At 69.7% G+C, this 18,513-nt stretch carries 18 protein-coding genes, 3 pseudogenes and 1 riboswitch; of the genes and pseudogenes, 7 read left to right on the top strand and 14 right to left on the bottom strand.

The features are described from left to right. Positions 1-199 precede the first annotated feature (199 nt). Positions 200-364, top strand: a pseudogene (locus tag ACWGKT_RS42120) (IS110 family transposase); the annotation flags it as partial. Between the two features lie 656 nt (positions 365-1,020). Here the strand turns inward: ACWGKT_RS42120 and ACWGKT_RS42125 are convergent. From ACWGKT_RS42125 to ACWGKT_RS42165, 9 genes are all read right to left on the bottom strand, one after another. Continuing rightward, positions 1,021-2,148 carry an LLM class flavin-dependent oxidoreductase gene (locus ACWGKT_RS42125; RefSeq protein ID WP_453277848.1) on the bottom strand — a complete coding sequence of 376 codons (1,128 nt, stop codon included), beginning with the start codon at positions 2,146-2,148 and terminating at the stop codon, positions 1,021-1,023. 14 nt (positions 2,149-2,162) lie between these two features. After that, the gene (locus tag ACWGKT_RS42130) at positions 2,163-3,254 is read right to left on the bottom strand and encodes an LLM class flavin-dependent oxidoreductase (protein WP_453277849.1); all 1,092 of its coding nucleotides are present in this window, start codon (positions 3,252-3,254) and stop codon (positions 2,163-2,165) included. Further along, a complete protein-coding gene (locus ACWGKT_RS42135; RefSeq protein ID WP_453277850.1) occupies positions 3,251-4,660 on the bottom strand; it encodes an NtaA/DmoA family FMN-dependent monooxygenase in 1,410 nt (469 codons plus the stop codon). Before ACWGKT_RS42135 ends, ACWGKT_RS42130 begins: the two co-directional genes overlap by 4 nt. Before the next feature lie 18 nt (positions 4,661-4,678). Beyond that, on the bottom strand, positions 4,679-5,887 hold the full coding sequence (locus ACWGKT_RS42140; protein ID WP_453277851.1) for an LLM class flavin-dependent oxidoreductase: 1,209 nt from the start codon (positions 5,885-5,887) through the stop codon (positions 4,679-4,681). Between the two features lie 197 nt (positions 5,888-6,084). Next, the gene (locus tag ACWGKT_RS42145) at positions 6,085-6,861 is read right to left on the bottom strand and encodes a GNAT family N-acetyltransferase (protein ID WP_453277852.1); all 777 of its coding nucleotides are present in this window, start codon (positions 6,859-6,861) and stop codon (positions 6,085-6,087) included. 87 nt (positions 6,862-6,948) lie between these two features. After that, positions 6,949-7,968, bottom strand: coding sequence for a transporter substrate-binding domain-containing protein (locus ACWGKT_RS42150; protein WP_453277853.1), 1,020 nt, complete (start codon positions 7,966-7,968; stop codon positions 6,949-6,951). Between the two features lie 58 nt (positions 7,969-8,026). Further along, positions 8,027-8,860: an amino acid ABC transporter ATP-binding protein gene (locus tag ACWGKT_RS42155; protein ID WP_453277854.1), complete on the bottom strand. Its 834-nt coding sequence runs from the start codon at positions 8,858-8,860 to the stop codon at positions 8,027-8,029. Further along, complete coding sequence (locus ACWGKT_RS42160) at positions 8,857-9,861, bottom strand: amino acid ABC transporter permease (RefSeq protein ID WP_356159004.1); 1,005 nt, start codon at positions 9,859-9,861, stop codon at positions 8,857-8,859. The genes ACWGKT_RS42155 and ACWGKT_RS42160 overlap by 4 nt, the downstream gene beginning before the upstream one ends. Before the next feature lie 167 nt (positions 9,862-10,028). Beyond that, positions 10,029-10,163 (bottom strand): hypothetical protein, encoded by a 135-nt coding sequence (locus tag ACWGKT_RS42165; RefSeq protein WP_268835537.1) that lies wholly within the window; start codon positions 10,161-10,163, stop codon positions 10,029-10,031. 156 nt (positions 10,164-10,319) lie between these two features. After that, positions 10,320-10,464, top strand: a riboswitch (SAM riboswitch). 213 nt (positions 10,465-10,677) lie between these two features. Here ACWGKT_RS42165 and ACWGKT_RS42170 point away from each other — a divergent pair. Beyond that, positions 10,678-11,460, top strand: coding sequence for a glutathione S-transferase C-terminal domain-containing protein (locus ACWGKT_RS42170; protein ID WP_453277855.1), 783 nt, complete (start codon positions 10,678-10,680; stop codon positions 11,458-11,460). Positions 11,461-11,537: 77 nt separating this feature from the next. Here the strand turns inward: ACWGKT_RS42170 and ACWGKT_RS42175 are convergent. The 5 genes and pseudogenes from ACWGKT_RS42175 to ACWGKT_RS42195 all read right to left on the bottom strand — a co-directional run. Continuing rightward, positions 11,538-11,728 (bottom strand): annotated as a pseudogene (locus ACWGKT_RS42175) (LLM class flavin-dependent oxidoreductase); the annotation flags it as partial. A gap of 59 nt (positions 11,729-11,787) precedes the next feature. Further along, the gene (ssuE, locus tag ACWGKT_RS42180) at positions 11,788-12,345 is read right to left on the bottom strand and encodes an NADPH-dependent FMN reductase (RefSeq protein ID WP_453277856.1); all 558 of its coding nucleotides are present in this window, start codon (positions 12,343-12,345) and stop codon (positions 11,788-11,790) included. 333 nt (positions 12,346-12,678) lie between these two features. Next, positions 12,679-12,810, bottom strand: coding sequence for a GNAT family N-acetyltransferase (locus ACWGKT_RS42185; protein ID WP_453277864.1), 132 nt, complete (start codon positions 12,808-12,810; stop codon positions 12,679-12,681). A gap of 86 nt (positions 12,811-12,896) precedes the next feature. After that, positions 12,897-13,151, bottom strand: a complete 255-nt coding sequence (locus ACWGKT_RS42190; protein WP_453277865.1) for a hypothetical protein — start codon at positions 13,149-13,151, stop codon at positions 12,897-12,899. Next, positions 13,148-14,284: an LLM class flavin-dependent oxidoreductase gene (locus tag ACWGKT_RS42195; protein WP_453277857.1), complete on the bottom strand. Its 1,137-nt coding sequence runs from the start codon at positions 14,282-14,284 to the stop codon at positions 13,148-13,150. The genes ACWGKT_RS42190 and ACWGKT_RS42195 overlap by 4 nt, the downstream gene beginning before the upstream one ends. A 1,019-nt stretch (positions 14,285-15,303) precedes the next feature. Here ACWGKT_RS42195 and ACWGKT_RS42200 point away from each other — a divergent pair. The 5 genes and pseudogenes from ACWGKT_RS42200 to ACWGKT_RS42220 all read left to right on the top strand — a co-directional run. After that, positions 15,304-15,873, top strand: a complete 570-nt coding sequence (locus ACWGKT_RS42200; RefSeq protein WP_453277858.1) for a winged helix-turn-helix domain-containing protein — start codon at positions 15,304-15,306, stop codon at positions 15,871-15,873. Positions 15,874-15,886: 13 nt separating this feature from the next. Continuing rightward, entirely contained in the window at positions 15,887-17,116 is a 1,230-nt protein-coding gene (locus tag ACWGKT_RS42205) for an acyl-CoA dehydrogenase family protein (RefSeq protein ID WP_453277859.1), read from the top strand. Positions 17,117-17,405: 289 nt separating this feature from the next. Further along, entirely contained in the window at positions 17,406-17,864 is a 459-nt protein-coding gene (locus ACWGKT_RS42210) for an RrF2 family transcriptional regulator (protein ID WP_453277860.1), read from the top strand. 127 nt (positions 17,865-17,991) lie between these two features. Further along, on the top strand, positions 17,992-18,105 hold the full coding sequence (locus ACWGKT_RS42215; RefSeq protein WP_374295199.1) for a putative leader peptide: 114 nt from the start codon (positions 17,992-17,994) through the stop codon (positions 18,103-18,105). A 226-nt stretch (positions 18,106-18,331) separates the two neighbouring features. Next, positions 18,332-18,513, top strand: a pseudogene (locus ACWGKT_RS42220) (sulfate ABC transporter substrate-binding protein); the annotation flags it as partial.

An 18,513-nucleotide genomic window follows, 5' to 3' on the forward strand; every position in this document is an offset into this window, starting at 1 on the left:
TGGAGTGATGGCGTGCCGGAGGCTAGGGGCAGGGTGACCGCCTGGGTAATGTGTGGGCCCGCCATGGCTGCGGTCCTAACAGCGTGGTCGGCCACCATGGCCGACCATTCACCTCGTCGGAGCGAGGGTCGCCGTGTCCTCGCACGGACCCAACCGGGGATCCCGAACCGCGCGAGTCTTCGGCAAGTTGTAGGCCATGCACGGCACCGTGCTCGTCGTGATCGACCAGCCGGCCTCCATCGGCGCCCTACCCATTGCGGTTGCCTGCGACATGGGCTGTCTGATCGCCCACCTGCCCGGCCGGACCATGCGGCGGATCGTCGATCTCTACCCCGGAGAGGCCAAGACCGACGCGCGGGAGGCGTTTGCGTCTTCCGCAGCGCCGGAAGTCTGTACGCCCCCGCCTGCCCGCCGACGAAACAGGCCTGGCCCGCCGCTACGCGGGAAAGCGACAGGCCAGGCCTGGCGGATCACTTTCACTGGTGCGCGTCTCTGCCGGACCGGCCGGCTCCATCGCGGATGGTCGCCCGATCAGACCGTCCTCATCAACGGCAACGCTCAGGCGCGTCGTCCTGGGAACCAGGCGGCCAACCGCGGTACGCCGGCCGCAGCACCACCCTGCTCAGGCCGCAGGACGCGCCTTGGCGGACCAGCTCGCCCCTGCCCGAGGTCATCACCCGTGGACAGGGGGACGTTCTCAGCCGGCTGCGGCCGCCGGGATGCCTCGACGTCACACTCGTCCAGCTGGCTTGTCGACGGTGTAACCCTGCCGGTAGTTGTCCCACTTGTGGCCCGAGTGCTCGGGGATCTGGCCCTTCGGATGGCGTGCTTGACCCTTGGGGGCCTCCCAGATCCGGCGACAGTGTGAGGCCTGAGTCAACTCGTCGTGGTCACTCCCTCTTGAGCAATCACCGCGCTGACCTGCCGCCGCTGCGTCGGTCTCGTACGGGTCGCAGCCGCGCTCTGTTGCGCCGCCATCCGTTGCTCACCCGTCAGTCTTGGCGCCGAACGTGCCGCGCCTCACCTCTTGCGCCACTCCTCGGCCAGCAACGCGTAGGACCGCACCCGGTCCGCGTGGCCGTGGGTGATCGTGGTGATCAGCAGCTCGTCGGCGCCGGTGGCCTCCTGGAGCTGTTCCAGCTGGTCGGCGACCCGGCCCGGGGAGCCGACGAACTGGGTGTCGAGGCGGTCCTGGACCAGCGCCCGGTCCTCGTCGGACCATGCGTGGGCGCGCGCCTCGTCCGGCGTGGGGAACTGGATCGCGCCCTCGGCCGTACGGATGCTGCGGACCCACAGGCCGTAGCCGGTGGCGAGTTCGCGGGCGGTCTCGTCGTCCTCGGCGACCACGACGTCCGCGGACACGCTGACGTACGGCTTGTCCAGGACGTCGGAAGGCTGGAACGCGGCGCGGTAGCCTTCCGCCGCCTCCAGCACCGTGGCCGGACTGACGTGGTAGTTCGCCGCGAACCGCAGGCCGTTGCGCCCCGCGACCTCGGCGCTCTGGCCGCCGCTGCTGCCCAGGATCCAGATCTCGACGTCGGCGCCCTCTCCCGGCACGACATGGGCCTCGACGCCGTCCGCGGAGCGGTACGTGCCCGCCAGCAACGCCAGGATGTCGTCGATCTGCCCGCCGTAGTCCTGCGACTCGGCGTTCGGCAGCAGGAGCAGCTCGCGCTGGAGGGCGATGCGCGGCGAGCCGAGCAGGTGCTCGAAGGAGAACCGGGGCGGGATGCGCAGGCCGTTGGGGGCGTGGCCGTCCTCCACCGGGGTCGCGGTCGGCAGCGCAGTGGCGGGCCCGCCGGGCGGGCGTCCGCCGGAGCGGCCGAGCCCCAGGTCGAGGCGTCCGGGGTGCAGTGCGTCGATCAGGCCGAACTCCTCGACCGTGGACAGGGCGGTGCGGTGGCCCAGCTGTACGGCACCGGAGCCGAGCCGGATGGTCGAGGTCGCGGAGGCGGTCAGGGCGAGGACGACCGCGGGCGAGGTGCCGGCCACGCCCGGGTTGAGGTGGTGTTCGGCGAACCAGTAACGGGCGTACCCGAAGCTCTCGGCCTGCCGGGCCAGGTCGATGGAGTTGCGCAGCGCCTCGGTGGCGGTGGAACCGGACGAGATCGGGACCAGGTCCAGGACGCCGAGGGGGATGTCGGACATGTTCGGAAGGCTCCTCAGTGGTCGGTGGGCACGGACGCGGGCACGGGCTCCGCGAGGACCGGGCCCCATGAGAACGGCGGATCGGGGATCTCGCGGCGCAGCACCGGCGCGATGTCCGACTGGAAGAGTGCGAGGGACTCTCGATGCTGACGGCTCGGCAATCCGCCTGCGTCCGCCTGCAGATGCAGCACGGTGTGCCCGAAACGTTCGTGGTAGCGGTGCACCTTCTCGACGATCTGCTGGGGGCTGCCGATCAGCGCCGAGCTGCGCTCCACGAAGTCCTTCAGTGTCGAGAAGACCGGCTCCAGGCCAAGCCGTTTCTGGAACGCAAGATTCCCCTCGAACACGGGCCGGTAGGCGGTGATCGCCTCCTGGGAGGTGCGGGCCGCGTAGAGGCCCGCCGTACCCGCGCCTACAGTGATGTCGGCCGGCTCGTGTCCGTAATGCTTCCAGCGCTCGCGGTAGTAGCGAATCAACTCGGCGTATGGCTCTAAGGGGTTGGTGACGTTGGCGGAGAAGAGCGGGTCGCCGTAGCGGGCGGCCAGGTCGACCGACTCCTTGCTGGTCGCGCTGCCGTGCCAGACCCGGATCGGCTGTTGGAAGGGCCGGGGCCACACCTCCGCGTCCTTGAGTTCCGGCCGGAAGCGGGTCTGGGCGGTCACCTTGTCCTGGCGCCAGATCTTGCGGAACACCTCGTAGCTCTCGGCGTTTCGGTCCCACTGGTCCTCGGGGGTGACCTGGAACAGGTCGCGCTGGGCGGCCCCGTTGCCCTTGCCGATGATCAGCTCGAGCCGTCCGCCGGAGAGATGGTCCAGGGTCGCGTAGTCCTCGTACGCCCGCACCGGGTCGAGGAGGCTGAGCGTGGTGACCGCCGTGAAGAGCCGGATCCGGGAAGTGAGGGCGGCGATGTGACTGAGGACGACGGGTGGCGAGGAGGAGATGAAGGGCCGCTCGTGCCGCTCCCCCACGCCGAAGCCGTCGAAGCCCAGTTCCTCGGCGAGGAGCGCGTTCTCGAGCACCTCGCGGAAGCGGTCCTGGGTGGGTTTTCGTACGCCCGTCACCGGGTGCGGGGCGTGCACGATCAGGGTGATGGCGAGAAACTTCATGACGCCGCGCGCTCGTCGCGCAGCTCGTCGACGGGGGTTCCCCCGCTCGAGCGGAGCCGGGAGTGGGGGTGCGCCAGACCGAGGTGGTCGCGCAGAGTGGTGCCCGCGTATTCCGTGCGGTACACGCCGCGTTCCTGCAGCAGCGGGACGACCTGGTCGGCGAAGGAGTCGAGGCCGCCCGGGGTGATGTGCGGGACGAGGATGAAGCCGTCGCCGGCGTCGGCCTGGACGAAATCGTTGATGGTCTCGGCGACGGTGGCCGGGGAGCCGACGAAGTTCTGCCGGTTGCCGGTCTCGATGACCAGGTCGCGGATCGACCACTTGTTGGCGGCGGCGAGCTCGCGCCACGCGCGGGCCGTGGCCAGCGGGTCGCGGTACATCCGTACCTGGGCGCGGCCCTGGGCGATGGTGTGTTCGCCGAGATCCGGGTCGATGTCGGGGAGCGGACCGTCCGGGTCGTACGCCGACAGGTCCCGGTTCCAGACGAACTCCAGGTGTTTGATGGCCGTGGCTCCGCTCACCTGCCGGCGGCGCACCTCGCGGGCCAGTTCCTCCGCCTCGGCGTCGGTGGCGCCGAGGACGAAGCTCGCGGCAGGCAGGATCAGCAACTGGTCACGACCACGGCCGTATCGAGCGAGGCGCCCCTTGACGTCGGCGTAGAACGCCTGGCCCTCCGTCAGGGTGGCGTACCGGCTGAAGATCGCGTCGGCGCTCGACGCGGCGAACTCGCGCCCCTCATCAGAGTCTCCGGCCTGGAAGATCACCGGTCGGCCTTGCGGGCTGCGCGGGACGTTGAACTGCCCCTGGATGTTGAAGTGTCGGCCCTGGTGCACGAAGGCTCCGGCCTGCGCGTCCCGCAGGAAGGTGCCGGTCTCCCGGTCGGCGATGATCTCGTCCCCCTCCCAGGAGTCGAAGAGTTCGTTCGCGGTGGAGAGGAACTCCTTCGCGCGGGAGTAGCGCTCCTCCTGCGGGAGGAAGCCGCCGCGGCGGAAGTTCTCGCCGGTGAAGGCGTCCCAGGAGGTGACGACGTTCCAGGCGGCGCGTCCGCCTGAGAGGTGATCGAGGCTGGCGAACTGGCGGGCCACCTCATAGGGCTCGTTGAAGGTGGAGTTGATGGTGCCGGTCAGGCCGAGCCGTTCGGTGACGGCGGCCAGCGCGGCGAGGACGGTGAAGGTGTCGGGGCGGCCCACGACGTCCAAGTCGTATATCCGGCCGCCCTGTTCGCGCAGCCGCAGCCCCTCGGCGAGGAACACAAAGTCGAACTTGGCGCGTTCGGCGGTCCGGGCGAAGTGCGCGAAGGAGCTGAACTCGATGTGGCTGCCGGCCTCCGGGTCGCTCCACACGGTGGTGTTGTTGACGCCGGGGAAATGGGCCGCGAGGTGGATCTGCTTGAGCGGCTTGCTCATGGTCGGGGTCCTTCCGGCTCAGGCGGTGGCGGCGTAGCGGTTGGCGGGGCGGGAGAGCCCGAGCAGTCCGCGCAGGGTGTCGGCCTCGTACGCGCGGCGGAAGGCGTCCCGGCGCTGAAGTTCAGGGACCAGGCCCTGCGTGATCGCCGGAAGGTCATGACCGGCGACGGCGGGGCGCAGCCGGAATCCGGACAGCCCCGACGACTGCAGTTCCTGCAGCAGATCGGCGAGTTGGGCGGGCGTGCCGGTGAAGATCCGGGCGTCGCTGGTGTACCGGTGTCCCGCGAGGGCGTCCAGGCGCTCCCGGCGGGCCGCGGCCTCGGCCGGATCGTCGTCGAGGAAGACCACCAGGTCGCCGAAGATGTGCAGCGTATCGCCGGCGCGGCCGGCCGCCGTCTGCTCGGCGTGGATCTCCTCGACGATGGCACGGGCCTGCCCGGCGTCGTGCGGGGTGACGTAACCGATGTCGGCAGCCCGGGCCACCAGCCGGTAGGGAACGGTCGCGTGGGCCAGGGCGCTGACGATCGGTTGGCCCTGGGGCGGGCGGGGCGTGATCGAGGGGCCCTTGACGCTGAAGTGCCGGCCCTCGAAGTCGATGTAGTGCAGCTTGTCCCGGTCGATGAAGCGGCCGGTGGCCACGTCCCGGATCTCCGCGTCGTCCTCCCAGCTGTCCCAGAGCCGGCGCACCACCTCGACGTAGTCGGCGGCCTCGTCGAAGGCGTCGGCCACCGCTTCCCGCACAGCAGGCGTGTCGTAGTCCTCTGTTGGGAACGGCGGGAGCGTACGGCGTCCGAAGTGCGCGGCCTCGTTCTGGCGTGCCGTGATCTGTACACGCAGGCCCGCGCGGCCGGTGCTCACATAATCGAGGGTGGCAATCGCCTTGGAGATGTGGAAGGGCTCCGTGTGGGTGGCCACAACCGTCGGCACCAGACCTATGTGGCGGGTCAGCGGGGCGACCCGCGCGGCGACGAGGACGGCGTCCAGGCGGCCGCGGACCTGGTCGGTGCGGCCGTCGGGTTCGGTGACGGACGAGGACTGGAGGCCGAGCCCGTCCTCGATGGTCACGAAGTCGAGCAGACCACGCTCGGCCTCGGTGACGAGGTCGGTCCAGTAGGCGGCAGTGAGCAGTTCGCGGGGGCGGGCGACGGGCTCGCGCCAGGCGGCCGGGTGCCAGCCTGCACCGTCGAGGGCGACGGCGAGGTGCAGAGAGGAGGGTGACGAGGACACGGGGTGACGCCTTCCTGATCAGCCGTACGGGAGAGCCGGCCCTCGTACGTAGGGTGCGGCTGCGCGGACAACGGGTCAGGAGCAACAGAGCGCGCCGGACACGCGCAGCAGGACTATGTGCGGCCGGGAGTACAGGTGCAGGGGGCGGGGCGGGGCGAGTTTCATGGCGTGGTGACGGCACACCGGACGCATGTGTCTCACCTCCGCTCGTCCGACTGTCCGGCTTCTTGTTCGTCCCGGCCTTGCGTTGCCGACCGTCCGCCCGGCGTGCGCACCAGCGTGAACCGCGTACGGCGGCGCAGCGTGAACCCGATCGACTCGTAGAGCCGGATCGCGTGGGTGTTGCTCGCGGCCGCGTGGAGGAAGGGGGTGTCGCCGCGTTGCCTGATGCTCGCCGCGACCGCGCGGACCAGCCGGGTGGCCAGGCCGCGGCCGCGATGGTCCGGGTGGGTGCAGACGGCGCTGATCTCGGTCCAGCCCGGTGGGCGCAGGCGTTCGCCGGCCAGGGCGATCAGCCGGCCGCGGTCCCGGATGCCGAGGTAGGTGCCGAGCTCGACGGTGCGGGGCAGGAAGGGGCCCGGCTGGGTGAGGGCGATCAGGCCGAGGATCTCGGGTACGTCGGCGGGTCCGAGCCGTACCGCTTCGGGTGCGGGTTCCGCGTGCAGCGCGGTGTCGACCATCTGGACGCCCTCCCCGCTGTCCACGATCTCCCAACCGTCGGGCACCGCCCGGACCGCGGTGACCGGGGTGACGGTACCGGGTCCCACCAGTGCGGCCAGGTCGTCCCAGGCGCGGGGATCGGCGGGGTCTTCCAGGGCGGTGAACGGAGAGACGTCCGCCGGGTAGCGGGCGGCCCGGCCGACGCGCTCGGCGAGATGGGCGTGGGGGCCTGTCAGCGCGGCCCAGGCGGCATTGTCGAGGATGTGCGCTTGCGTCGGGCTTGGGGACACGGCGTGGTGGACGCTGGTGGACATCGCGGTGGGGAGTCTCCGTATCGGGAACGCGGCTGGGCGCGGCCGGACTCCGCCGTGACACGGCGGAGTCCGGCGGACGGACAGCGGTCAGGAGTTGTCGAGCGGCAGACCGGCCGGGTTGACCTCGGACGTGGCGACGGCCTCGTTGGAGAGGTTGTAGGCGGTGAGCCACTTGGCGTACTGGCCGTTCTGGATCAGGTAGTTGATCGCGTCAGCGACCGGCTTGGCGAGCCCGCTGTCCTTCTTGGTGGTCGCCGCGATCAGGCCCTGCAGAGTGGCACCGGCGCCGGAGAACGTGCCCGCGCTGCGGGTCGGGTTGGGCGACTTGGCGGTCTGCGTGATGTGGTAGGCGATGCCCGGGTTGGCGGCGAAGTAGGCGTCGATCTTGCCGCCGGTGAGCGCCAGGTTGACGGTGTTCTTGCTGGCGTAGTTCTTGACGGTGAGGGTCTTGCCCTCCTTCTTCAGCTTCGTCTGCCACTCCAGGAGGATCTTCTCCTGGTTGGTGCCGTTGTCGACGGCGACGGTCTTCCCGGCGAGGCTCTCGTAGTTGCCGTCGAAGTTCCAGGTGCTCTTCTTGAGCACCTCGAAGCCGAGGTTGTCCTTGCGGTAGGAGGCGAAGTCGTACTTCTTCTTGCGCTCCTCGGTGTCGGTGACGTTGGAGAAGGCCACGTCGACCTTGCCGCTGTCGATACCGACGAACATGTTCTCCCAAGTGAAGTTCCGCGGCTCGGGCTTGAGTCCGAGGACGGCAGCGACCAGGCGGCCGAAGTCGGGCTCGGCGCCGGTGAGGGTCTTCTGGTCCGAGCCGATGTACGCCAGCGGCGGGAAGCCGTCCGGCAGGGCACCGACGCCAATCTTCAGCTTGCCGCTCTTTCGGATCGCCGCGGGCAGTTCGGCGCTGATCGACTTGACCTCGGAAACCTTGAGTGCGGTCTGCTTGGCGGCCCCGTTGGACAGTTGTCCCACGGTGACCGTGCCGGCGGCGTCGGTCGTGGTGGCGGCCTCGCTGCTGCCCCCGCAGGCGGCAGTTCCGGTGGCGAGCGTGGCGACGGCGGTGCCTGCGGTGAGACCGCGGAGAAGTCGGCTGCGGAAGCTGAGGGTGCGCATGGCTGTCCTTGGTGGTGAGCGGTGAGCGATGGGACTGAGGTGGGGCAGGTGGCGGAGGTCAGAGGACTTTGCTGAGGAAGTCCCTGGTCCGCTCGTGCTGGGGGTGGTCGAGGACTTCGGCCGGCGGGCCCTGTTCGACGATCTTTCCGCCGTCGATGAAGACGACGCGGTCGGCGATCTCGCGGGCGAAGCCGATCTCGTGGGTGACGATGACGAGGGTGGTACCGCTGGTCGCCAAGTCCTTGATGACGGCGAGGACTTCACCGACGAGTTCGGGGTCGAGAGCGGAGGTGGGTTCGTCGAAGAGGATGACGCCGGGGCGCAGGGCGAGTGCGCGTGCGATGGCCACCCGCTGCTGCTGGCCGCCGGACAACTGCCGTGGATAGGCGCCGGTCTTGGCGGCCAGGCCCACCCGGCCGAGGAGTTCGCGGGCGAGTTCCTGTGCCTCGGGCTTGCTGAGCTTCCCCGTGGCGACCGGGGCGGCGGCCACGTTGTCCAGCACGGTCAGGTGCGGGAAGAGGTTGAAGTTCTGGAAGACGAAGCCGATCCGGCTGCGCTGGGCGAGGATGGCCCGCTCGCTCAGCTCCTTCAGCCTTCCCCGGCCTTCGGTCGGGGGGACCCCCATCTTCCTTCGGTCGCCCTGACGTCGTACGCCGATCAGCTCGCCGTTGACGCTGACGTAGCCGACCTCGGGCTTCTCCAGGTGGTTGATGACCCGCAGCAGCGTGGACTTCCCGGAGCCGGACGGGCCGAGGATCACGGTGACCTCACCGGGCCGCACGATCAGGTCGATGCCGTCCAGCACGCGATGGGTGCCGTACCACTTGTGCACGTCGTGGACCTCGACGGCGGCGGGCGATGCAGCCAGGGTCCCGGCGGTGTCGGTGCTCATACGGCGGCCTCCCTGCGCGCACGTTCCCGCAGGTCTCGCAGGCCGGTGCGGAGCTTCTGCAACGGGGTCGGCGGCAGGGTGCGGGTGGCGCCCCGGGCGAAGTACCGCTCGACGTAGAACTGGACGACCGACACGGCACTCGTGAGGATCAGGTACCAGACGGTGGCGACCAGCAACAGCGGCACGATGTCGCCGGGATAGGTGCTGCCCATCGTCTGCACCGAGCCGAACAGGTCGAGCAGCGACACGTAGAACACCAGGGACGTGCCCTTGATCAGGCCGATCAGCTGGTTGACGTAGTTCGGGGTGATGGACCTGAGCGCCTGCGGGAAGACGATCCGCGTGAACTGGTAGCTCTGGGGCAGGCCGAGCGCGGCGGCGGCCTCGTGCTGGCCCTGGTCGACGGAGAGGATTCCGCCGCGCACCACTTCGGAGGCGTAGGCCGCCTCGTTGAGGCTGAGGCCGACGACGGCGACCGCCATATCGGTGGCGAGCCGCGACTCGTCGAAGGTGAAGAAGGCGGGCCCGAAGGGCACCCCGAGGCTCAACGTCTGGTACAGGGCGGAGAAGTTGTAGAGGAAGATCAGCACGACGATCAGCGGCACGGACCGGAACAGCCAGGTGTACACCCAGCTCACCGCACGCAGCACCGGACTCCCGGAGAGCCGCCCGAGCGCGATCAGGATCCCGCCGAGCAGCCCCAACACCGCGCTGAACGCGGTCACTTCGAGGGTGACGAGCAACCCGTCGAGGACGGTTGGGCGCAGGAACCAGTAGCGGAAACGGTCCCACTGGTAGAACGGGTTGGTCACCAACCCGTGGGTGATCTGAGCGACCAGCACGAGCACGACGGCCGTGATGATCCAGCGGCCGGGACGCCGGAGCGGAAGGACTCGCTGCGCCGCCAGGGGCTTGGGCACGGCGGGGGTGTCGGGGCGGGGGATCGTCTCGGCGGGCGGTGCTGATCCGGAGGACACAGCGACGCCGGCAGGTTCACTCATGGAGGGGCTCCATCGGTTTTGGACACCCAGGACCGCGGAAAGCGGCAGCACCGCACGGGCCGGGAACGGCTCGGCACGAGTCGGCGCACGGGTACACGCCGAACGAGGGGCTGGGCGGGGAGAGGGCACACCGCGACAGCGGTGGTCGTCAAAGACTCAGAAAGCCGTCAGCCTTGGCAGAGGGAACGGCAAGCGCCCGTACACAGCGCGCTGTTGACGCGCAGCAGGTCCACGGAGCGGTCCGCGCACAGCAGGACGCGGCCGAGGCGCCGCCATGCGGCCGTCCCGTCAGCTGCGTACATCGCTGTCACCCTCACTTCTCCGGCCCTGGGGCATCTCGGTATGCGCCGCAAGTTAGGCAGGTCGCGAAAAGAATGTCAATGCGCGTGACCACCAGGTGAGACCACATCCCCGGCCTTCTTGACGGCGTCACGGAGCTCACCGAAACTGACGTGGACGGTCACGATTGTCAGCGCCACGGCGCGGGTTCGCCCCGCTCACGTGGTCATCGGCCCCGGCTCGCTGACAGGCAACCCTTCCACCGCGACGGGGTGCCCCGGGTGACGACCGGGTCCCGCCGGTGCGGCGGGGCAAGCGTGGTCTCGCGTCTCGCGAGCCCCGGAGGTGGGACTGGTGGGAATGCCCTGGAACGGCTTGACGAGGCGCCTGCACATCGATCTGTCACGTGTCTCCAGCGCTTACTGATCCGCCCTCGGTCCGTACCGTCCGGACCAGTGCGACAAGCGCAGTCGCTCCGCATTCGGCCGCTGGTGCCCACAAGGCGGCGGTGGCTTCCTCGTTCCCAAAGGGAGAGTCATGCCCGAGACAGCTTCAGGCAGCAGCAGCACAGACAACCCCTGCGCTGGTGACCAGAGTTCGTTCGCTTCGGACCATCGCCCCAGAGCGGCCGTACCGTCCCCCGTCCCCCACCGCTTCCACAGCCGTATCGGCGTCGGTCTGGCCGGCGGCTTCTACCCGGCACCGCACCGCTACGAGCTGTTCCTGTCGGGGAGTTGTCCCCGCTCGCTGCGCATCTCCATCAGCCTCGACCTGCTCGGCGTGAAGGACTCGGTCGCCACCACACTCCTGGCTCATCCCGCCGAGACACCCGACGCCTACGCATCACTGCGCCGTGCGTACGAAGCCACGGTGCGCCACTACGACGGACCACTGACGGCGCCCGCGCTGTGCGACCGGTGGAGCGGGCGCATCGTCAGCAACCACACCCCCGACATCCTCCGCGACCTCGCGGGCCTGCTGTCCGGCCACGACGGAGCCTGCCCCTCCGTGCTGCGCCCGCCGGCCCTCGCCGCGGACATCGACGCGCTCCGTGACGTGCTGGACCGGGACGTCACCCCGGCCGCCAAGCCCTCAAGTCGATCGGCGGCACTGGACCGGTTGGAGCGTCGGCTCGCCGGACAGCCCTATGCGCTGGGCGAGGACCTGACGGCAGCGGACGTGGACCTGTGGGTGGCGCTCGTCCATCTCGGCCCGGCCGGCACCCTCAGCTCGCACCCCCGGCTCCGGGACTACGTGGGCCGCCTCGGCGACCACCCCGCCTTCCGGGGCAGCACCGGCGCGGTGCCCGACGCGGCGTGAGCCCCGGCACTGTGGTGCCCGTGGCGAGCGGCCGGGACGGATCCTGGGACCATTCCTCCAGCGAACTGTCGTACAGGGCACCAGGCGCCGGTGGGGGTCAGTGCGCCGGTGAAGCCGAGGTCCTCGGCGGCGCGGGCGATCTGCGTGAGGTGGCTGATGCTCGGCGGCCGTCACCGCGGGTCGCGGTGGCCGGGCTGCCGTGGCCGCCGCCGACGACATGACGGCTGTCACCGTTGGTGGGCAGGAACCAGTGGAAGGTGAGGCTCACGGGGGCTCACGCCTTGCGCTCGTCGTCGGCCACTCGTTCGTCGTCGGCAGTCACCGTGCTCATCCGGCGGCCGCCAAGAGGGCCGTACGGTCGCCGAGGGCGTCGGAGAACCGGTCGACGACCTGTGCGAGGGCCTCGGCGGGACCCGGTGCGAGGGTCAGCGTGCCGTCGTCGCCCACCGCGATGTCCTTGTCCAGCGTGAACCAGCCCTGGACGATGTGCGCGGCGCCCATGGAACTGAGCACCGGGCGCAGCGCGTAGTCGATCGCCAGGACGTGCGCCGTGGTCCCGCCGGTCGCGAGTGGCAGGACCGTCTTGCCGGTCAGGGCGTACTGCGGCAGCAGATCGAGCAACGACTTCAGCAGCCCGGAGTAGGCGGCCTTGTAGACGGGCGTGCCGATCACGAGGCCATCGGCGCGGGCGAACAGTCCGGTCGCCTCGATGACCGCCGGGTGCCGGAAGTCGGCGCCGAGCAACGCCTCGGCGGGAATGGTGCGGACGTCCAGGGGGATCACCTCGTGTCCCTGGGCCGTGAGCCACGCGTCCAGGTGGCGCAGCAGGCTGGCGGTACGAGAGGTGGCGGAGGGACTTCCGGAGACGGACAGGACGGTGGCCATGACGGACCCTTCGGGAGCGTGAGGTTGGTGTGGGATTCGCGGGGCAGGGCCGCGTGCCACGGCGTAGTGCGGCCCCGTAGCCCTGCGACGGCTGCTTGTTGGTCGTGGGCAGTCCGGATCTCGTCGAGTGCCGCTCGCCCTGAGCGCTGGGTCCTTCTTGTTGGGGGCCGCGATGAGGCCCTGGAGGGGAGCGCCGGCCCCGGAGTCGGTACCGACGACGTCCGTCTTCCCGGTGGCGGCCGTGTGTGTGGTGCGACCGGCACGTGCTTTTTGAAGGGGGGCCGAGTGTTTCCGGATCGGCCCCGGTGTCGAACAGCGGGATGTGGCCGGTCGTCAGGTACAGGTCCTGCGCGGACCGGTGGTCAGGTGGATCCGCCCGTAGCCGCCGGCGCTCGCCTCGTGCTCCGGCTCGGCGACGAGGCGTCGGGCCAGGCCGCGCCGCCGGTGGGCGGAGTGCGTCCAGATCCTCCCCCAGACTTCGTCCGAGGGGAGACCCCCATCAGCTCGGCCGTGATCGCGTCTTGTCTGCGGAAGGCTCCGCCCGCGACCGGCTAGCCGCGCTCCAGGAGCAGAGCAGTACCCCCGCCCTGCCTCGTGGTGAACTCCTCGTCGCGGTGGCGGGCGAGTTTGGCGTGGGCGCCCTTGCCGGTGGGGTCCCCTGCTCGATCGAAGCCGAGAGCTTGGCGGAGCGTCGAGTAGACATCGCCGAGTTTGCGCAGCATCGGTCTCACCCCGGCGTCGCACCCGGCCACTTGAACGGCCGTCAGCTCGGCCGCCGGCTTCGGTGGTCGTGCGACGGACGTCATCCACTCACCGCCGCCAGATTCTGCGTGCCGCGCGCCGCCCGCTCGGCGTCGCGCCTGGCGACCTCCCCGCGGACGATCGGAATCACGTACCGGCCGAAGTCGATCGCGTCGCCCAGCAGGTCGTAGCCGCGGGCGGAGAGGATGTCGACGCCCAGGTCGTAGTAGTCCAGCAGGGCCTGGGCGACCGTCTCCGGGGTTCCGACCAGGGCGTTGGAGTTGCCCGCGCCACCGGTCGCGGCGGCGGTCGGGGTCCACAGGGCGCGGTCGTAGCGCTCCCCCGCCTCGGCGATGGCGATCAGCCGCTGCGAGCCGGTGTTCTGCGGCTGTCCCTGCCCGCTGTGACGCTTGGAGACCGGCTCTCCCTTCTCCTTGCGGGCCTTGATCGCGCCGACGGTGCGGTGGGCCTTCTCCCAGGCCAACTCCTCGGTCGGGGCGATGATCGGGCGGAACGCCACCTGGATGCGCGGCACGTCGGTGCGCCCCGCGGCCTTCGCGGCGGCCGTCACGGCCTCGATCTGCTCGGCGGTCTTGGCCAGGGGTTCGCCCCACAGGCAGTAGATGTCGGCCTCCGCGCCCCCTGCGGCGTACGCGGCGGGCGACGAGCCGCCGAACGAAACGTTCGGGCGGGGTTGCTGGAGCGGGAAGACGTCGCTGACGAAGTCATGGAAGCGATAGTGCGCGCCTTCGTGGTCGAAGGGCTCGTGGGTGGTCCAGATCTTCTTGACGATCCGGATGTACTCGCGGGTGCGGGCGTAACGCTCGTCCTTCGTGAGAGTGTCGCCCTCGCGGCCCTGTTCGTGGTCGTTGCCGCCGGTGATGAAATGCACGGCCAGCCGGCCCTCGCTGATCTGGTCGAGGGTGGCGAAGGTCTTCGCGGCGAAGGTCGGGTACGAGACGTTCGGCCGGTGGGCGAGCAGGATCTGGAGACGGTCCAGCCTGCTCGCGATGTACGCGGCGGCCGGTGCCGGGTCCGGCGATCCGGAACCGTAGGCGAACAGCACCCGGTCCCAACCGTGGTCCTCGTGCGCCCGGGCGAGCCGGAGCGTGTACTCCTTGTCGAAGGCGGCGCCGGAGCGCGCGGTGGTTTCGGAGCCGTCGTTGGTGGCGGCGATGCCAAGGAACTCCACGGGCATGGGAGACGGCCTTTCTCAAGTCCTCTGGGGCCGTGCCCGAGCAGCACTCGGGCACGGCGGAGCAGCCCTCGGTGGGGCCGGGGCAACGGCGCTTCAGGCTGCTGGGAACCAGGTGGTGAGCAGATGCGATGCCGCCGGGACATGGGCCCCGGGCGAGGTCGGGCGGCGGCAGAGGAACTCGGCCCACGACGGGGTCACCGAGAAAGGGAAGGGCCGGTCAGACGGCCCGCTGCCGCGTCAGGCGCAACACGCGGCGGACCACACCCGACAGAAGTCGATGTGGTCACGGGTGACCAGGCGCTGTTCGGCATGCATGCAATTAATTGAGCAGTACATCTCGCTTCTCGTCAACTACAGCCCGGATGACGGACCGGCCTTGAGCAGTCCTGGGTGTAGTCGACGCATGCGCTCAGTGCACCCCTACGATCGCGACGCATAGGCGCCGCGAAGCCCAGCCACCGCCCCGCACGCGCGCTGTGTCCGCGCGGTATCCGTGAACGCGCACCGCCGGGTGGTCACCGACGCCCGCACCTCTCTCGCTTGGAGGGCCTGAAGGCCTCTGCCCACGCGGCGGACCGCCCGGTCCGCGAGGACGAAGTGCACTAACGGTGGCGCGCAGGCAAGCCGGCCGTCGGCTGACCGCTGCCCGGGGCTGCTGCTGCTCACTCTGTGACCGACCGGCGTGATGATGGTGGTCTTGCCTGGCTGAACCGGAGACCGCCGGGCGATCGACGGCGGCCGGTGTTGCGTTCCCTACATTCCCTATCGATTTACTAGGGAAGTATTGACGGTCCGCCCAACGGGTGCGCAGGATGATGCACATGTCCCACACGCAGCAACGACTCGTTCGTCGTCGGCATGTCGACTTTGGTCACGTCGTCAGCGCCGCCTGCTGTCGCGTGTAGGGCACGCCTCACCCCTCGCGCGTGCCACTCCGCTCCTTCTCCCTCATCCCAAGTGATCAGGCGAACCCACCCAGTACGCCTGATGGCCCGACGCGCTTCTGAAGGACGACCGCCATGACCACGGCACTTCCGGCCCAGTCCGCTCCATCTGATGCACCACTCCCCGACCTGCGCCATCTCCGCCTCGTGGGCGACACCGCGCAGGGCAGTATCGAGGGACACGGTTCCGTACCCCTGGTCGGCTACCTCGTACTCGTCCCCGAGGGCACCGATCCCGCCCAGCTCTTCGCCAAGGACGTGCCACGGCCCGAGATCCGACCGGTCGCCTACACGAACTCACCTCCCGTGCCGCAGACGGGAGGCGGTTTCATCCGCATCGATGCCGCGCGACGTGTCGCCGAACTGGATGGACGCGAACTCGACCTCACCTACCTGGAGTTCGGGCTGTTGGCCCACCTCGTTCTGCATCCCCACCAGGTGCATTCGCGCGAGCAGTTGATGACCGGCATCTGGGGATACGACCACATCGGCGACGGCCGCACCGTGGATGTCCACATCGCGCGGCTGCGCAGCAAGCTGGGCAGGGCTCACCGACACCGGATCGTCACCGTACGGCGCGTGGGCTACAAGTTCGTGCCCGACCAGCAAGAGAGCCCCAACACCGCACCCAGCCGCCGATCTTGAGGAGACCACCGCCATGGGCGTTGCCACTGCGCCGTCCGAACCCGCCTCGGAATCCGACCGGACCGGGCCCGGCCGTGCACACTGGCTTCGCGTGGCCCGCGAGACGGCGGACGACCTGGCCACGGACGCAGCGGCCAGGGAGCAGGCAGGCAAGGCCCCGTTCGACGAGGTGTCGGGGCTGCGTGAAGCGGGGCTGCTGACGCTCCTCATACCGGCCGAGCTCGGGGGAGGCGGTGCGGACTGGCCCACGGCCTACGCCGTCGTCCGGGAGATCGCCGCGGCCGACGGCGCGATCGGTCAACTGCTCGGCTGTCACTACTTCCTGTCGTGGAGCGCCCGGTTCTTCAGCGAGCCCGTCCTCGCCGCTCAGGTCGAGCGGCAGTCCGCGGCGGAGCAGTGGTGCTGGGGTGGTGGTTTCGCCCGTCAGGAACTGCCCCTGACGCTGGCCCGCACAGCGAGGGGCTATGTGCTCGACGGCCGTCACAGCTACGCCACGGGGGTCCTGGTCGCCGACCGCCTCGCCGTGCGAGCCGAGCGGGCCGACACCGGCGAACCACTTGCCGTCGTCCTCGATCCCACGTATCACGGCGTGCGGGTCGAGGGCGGTGCGGACACCTTCGGCCAGCGGCTCGCGGCGGGCGGCAGCGTGGAGTTCGACGCCGTGCCGGTCGCCGCCCACGAGGTACTCGGCTCCCTCTCCGCGGACGAGGATGTCCTGTCACCCCGGGCTGCTCTCACAGCGCCGGTCGGACGCCTCCTCTCCGTCCAGCTCCTTCTCGGCATGGCTGAGGGAGTGCTCGCCGAAGTCCGTGAGTACAGCAGGGCGGGTCACTCATCCTGGCATCCCACCTGGCCGGCCGATTCCCCCCAGGACCCGCAGGTGCTGACCGTCCACGGAGAACTCACCGTCCTGACCCGCTCCACCTCCGCACTCGCGGAGCAAGCGCTGGAAGCGGTGCACGGCGGCCTTGCACGCGGCGAGGACCTCACCTACGACGAGTACGCGGACATCTCGGTCCTGGTGACCATAGCCGAAGCCGCCGCTTCCAGGGCTGCACAGGAATCCACCACCCGCGCCCTCGACATCATCGGCGCTCGATCCGTTTCCTCGCGGCTGGGCTTCGACCGGTTCTGGCGCAATGCGCGGACCCACACCTTGTACGAGCCCGTCGCCCACCGACTCCGCCACGTCGGGGACTACTTCCTCAACGGTGCGCACCCTCCGTTCGTCCTGCCCGTCTGAACCGAAAAGCGCCCCGGAACGCCCGGCTCAATGACAAGACGCGCATGCTCCAGAATGCATTGGGCTGGGCAACTCCCAGCAGTCTCGGCATGCGGGACATTCACCGCGCGAACTTGGAGCGGCGCCCAGGTGGGCACGGTCGGCGAGCATCGTCCCCACCCATATCGACAGCACCCTCAGCGACGTCATCAAGGGCGGCTACGCTTCCCACCGGACGCCCGCCGCGACCGGAACTCCTCGACCGCCGGGCACGAGACGTCCGACCGAAGCGGTACGGGATAATGCGCACATGCGGATCTCAGCCAGGGCTGACTACGCGGTACGTGCCGCGCTGCAGCTCGCCGCGTCACGGGATGACGGGCCGCTGAAGGCCGAGGCCATCGCCGACGCCCAGGACATCCCGCGCAAATTCCTCGAAAGCATCCTCAACGACATGCGCCGGGGCGGTCTCGTACTCAGCCAGCGCGGCGGCAACGGCGGCTACCGGCTGGCCAGGCCCGCCGAGGCCATCAGCATCGCCGACGTCATCCGCACCGTGGACGGACCACTCGTCTCGGTGCGAGGGGTCCGCCCCCCGGACCTTTCCTACACCGGCCCCGCCAAGCCCTTACTCCCCCTGTGGATCGCACTACGGTCCAACGTGCGCGAAATCCTTGAGGGCGTGTCGCTCGCCGACGTCGCGTCGGCCCAACTACCCGTCGCCATATCCGCGTTGACCAACACCCCGGGCGCCTGGGTAAACCCCTGACACACTGGGACGCTCACGACTCATCTCGCAAAGCGAGATGGTCTTGTCCACCATGTGAGCACCCTCTTGGGATGGACGCCACCTTCTGCCACGATCCCCATCAGTCAGGTAGGAAAACTAGGGATCCATGGGGGTGGCCGTGAGAACGCTCGACCGCACAGGCCGGATACTGCCCCTTCTGACCTCGCGTCGCCACATCGACCTCGGCCGTACGTCCAGTGCCGTCTGTCGGTCCCTCTGACGCCACAGAACCCGACTCACTTCGCACCAGCGCTGCCTTGCCGCCCGCTTCGCCTCCGTCGCGGATCGGACACGCTCGGCCGACTACACCCCGACGCTGCCCTGCTCAGCCCGCGGTGACATGCCTGCCGCCGACGGCCCGCAAGCGGTGTGCCGGTGGGTGCCGACCAGCAGTCGCCTCGCATCTTCGTACCTTCCTGCTCACCCTTCCCTGAGAGGACAACTCCGTGTCTGCCGCAAGACCGCTCACCACCCTGCGCACCATCGCCGTCATAGCCGCACTCCCCCTCCTGCTCACCGCCTGCGGCTACGGCTCCAAGTCCACCGACGACGACAAGCAGGCCGCGCCCGCGGCAGGCGCCAAGAAGCTCTCCGCCGACGAGGTCAAGATCGGCTACTTCCCCAACCT

The sequence above is a fragment of the Streptomyces sp. NPDC054794 genome (assembly GCF_053611585.1).

Bases quoted from the DNA above. Each gene is read 5' to 3' on its own strand.
- ACWGKT_RS42130 (WP_453277849.1), bottom strand. From the start codon at position 3,254: ATGAAGTTTCTCGCCATCACCCTGATCGTGCACGCCCCGCACCCGGTG.
- ACWGKT_RS42125 (WP_453277848.1), bottom strand. From the start codon at position 2,148: ATGTCCGACATCCCCCTCGGCGTCCTGGACCTGGTCCCGATCTCGTCC.
- ACWGKT_RS42160 (WP_356159004.1), bottom strand. From the start codon at position 9,861: ATGAGTGAACCTGCCGGCGTCGCTGTGTCCTCCGGATCAGCACCGCCC.
- ACWGKT_RS42155 (WP_453277854.1), bottom strand. From the start codon at position 8,860: ATGAGCACCGACACCGCCGGGACCCTGGCTGCATCGCCCGCCGCCGTC.
- ACWGKT_RS42135 (WP_453277850.1), bottom strand. From the start codon at position 4,660: ATGAGCAAGCCGCTCAAGCAGATCCACCTCGCGGCCCATTTCCCCGGC.
- ACWGKT_RS42170 (WP_453277855.1), top strand. From the start codon at position 10,678: ATGCCCGAGACAGCTTCAGGCAGCAGCAGCACAGACAACCCCTGCGCT.
- ACWGKT_RS42150 (WP_453277853.1), bottom strand. From the start codon at position 7,968: ATGCGCACCCTCAGCTTCCGCAGCCGACTTCTCCGCGGTCTCACCGCA.
- ACWGKT_RS42190 (WP_453277865.1), bottom strand. From the start codon at position 13,151: ATGACGTCCGTCGCACGACCACCGAAGCCGGCGGCCGAGCTGACGGCC.
- ACWGKT_RS42165 (WP_268835537.1), bottom strand. From the start codon at position 10,163: ATGTACGCAGCTGACGGGACGGCCGCATGGCGGCGCCTCGGCCGCGTC.
- ACWGKT_RS42145 (WP_453277852.1), bottom strand. From the start codon at position 6,861: ATGTCCACCAGCGTCCACCACGCCGTGTCCCCAAGCCCGACGCAAGCG.
- ACWGKT_RS42210 (WP_453277860.1), top strand. From the start codon at position 17,406: ATGCGGATCTCAGCCAGGGCTGACTACGCGGTACGTGCCGCGCTGCAG.
- ACWGKT_RS42215 (WP_374295199.1), top strand. From the start codon at position 17,992: ATGGGGGTGGCCGTGAGAACGCTCGACCGCACAGGCCGGATACTGCCC.
- ssuE (WP_453277856.1), bottom strand. From the start codon at position 12,345: ATGGCCACCGTCCTGTCCGTCTCCGGAAGTCCCTCCGCCACCTCTCGT.
- ACWGKT_RS42205 (WP_453277859.1), top strand. From the start codon at position 15,887: ATGGGCGTTGCCACTGCGCCGTCCGAACCCGCCTCGGAATCCGACCGG.
- ACWGKT_RS42200 (WP_453277858.1), top strand. From the start codon at position 15,304: ATGACCACGGCACTTCCGGCCCAGTCCGCTCCATCTGATGCACCACTC.
- ACWGKT_RS42195 (WP_453277857.1), bottom strand. From the start codon at position 14,284: ATGCCCGTGGAGTTCCTTGGCATCGCCGCCACCAACGACGGCTCCGAA.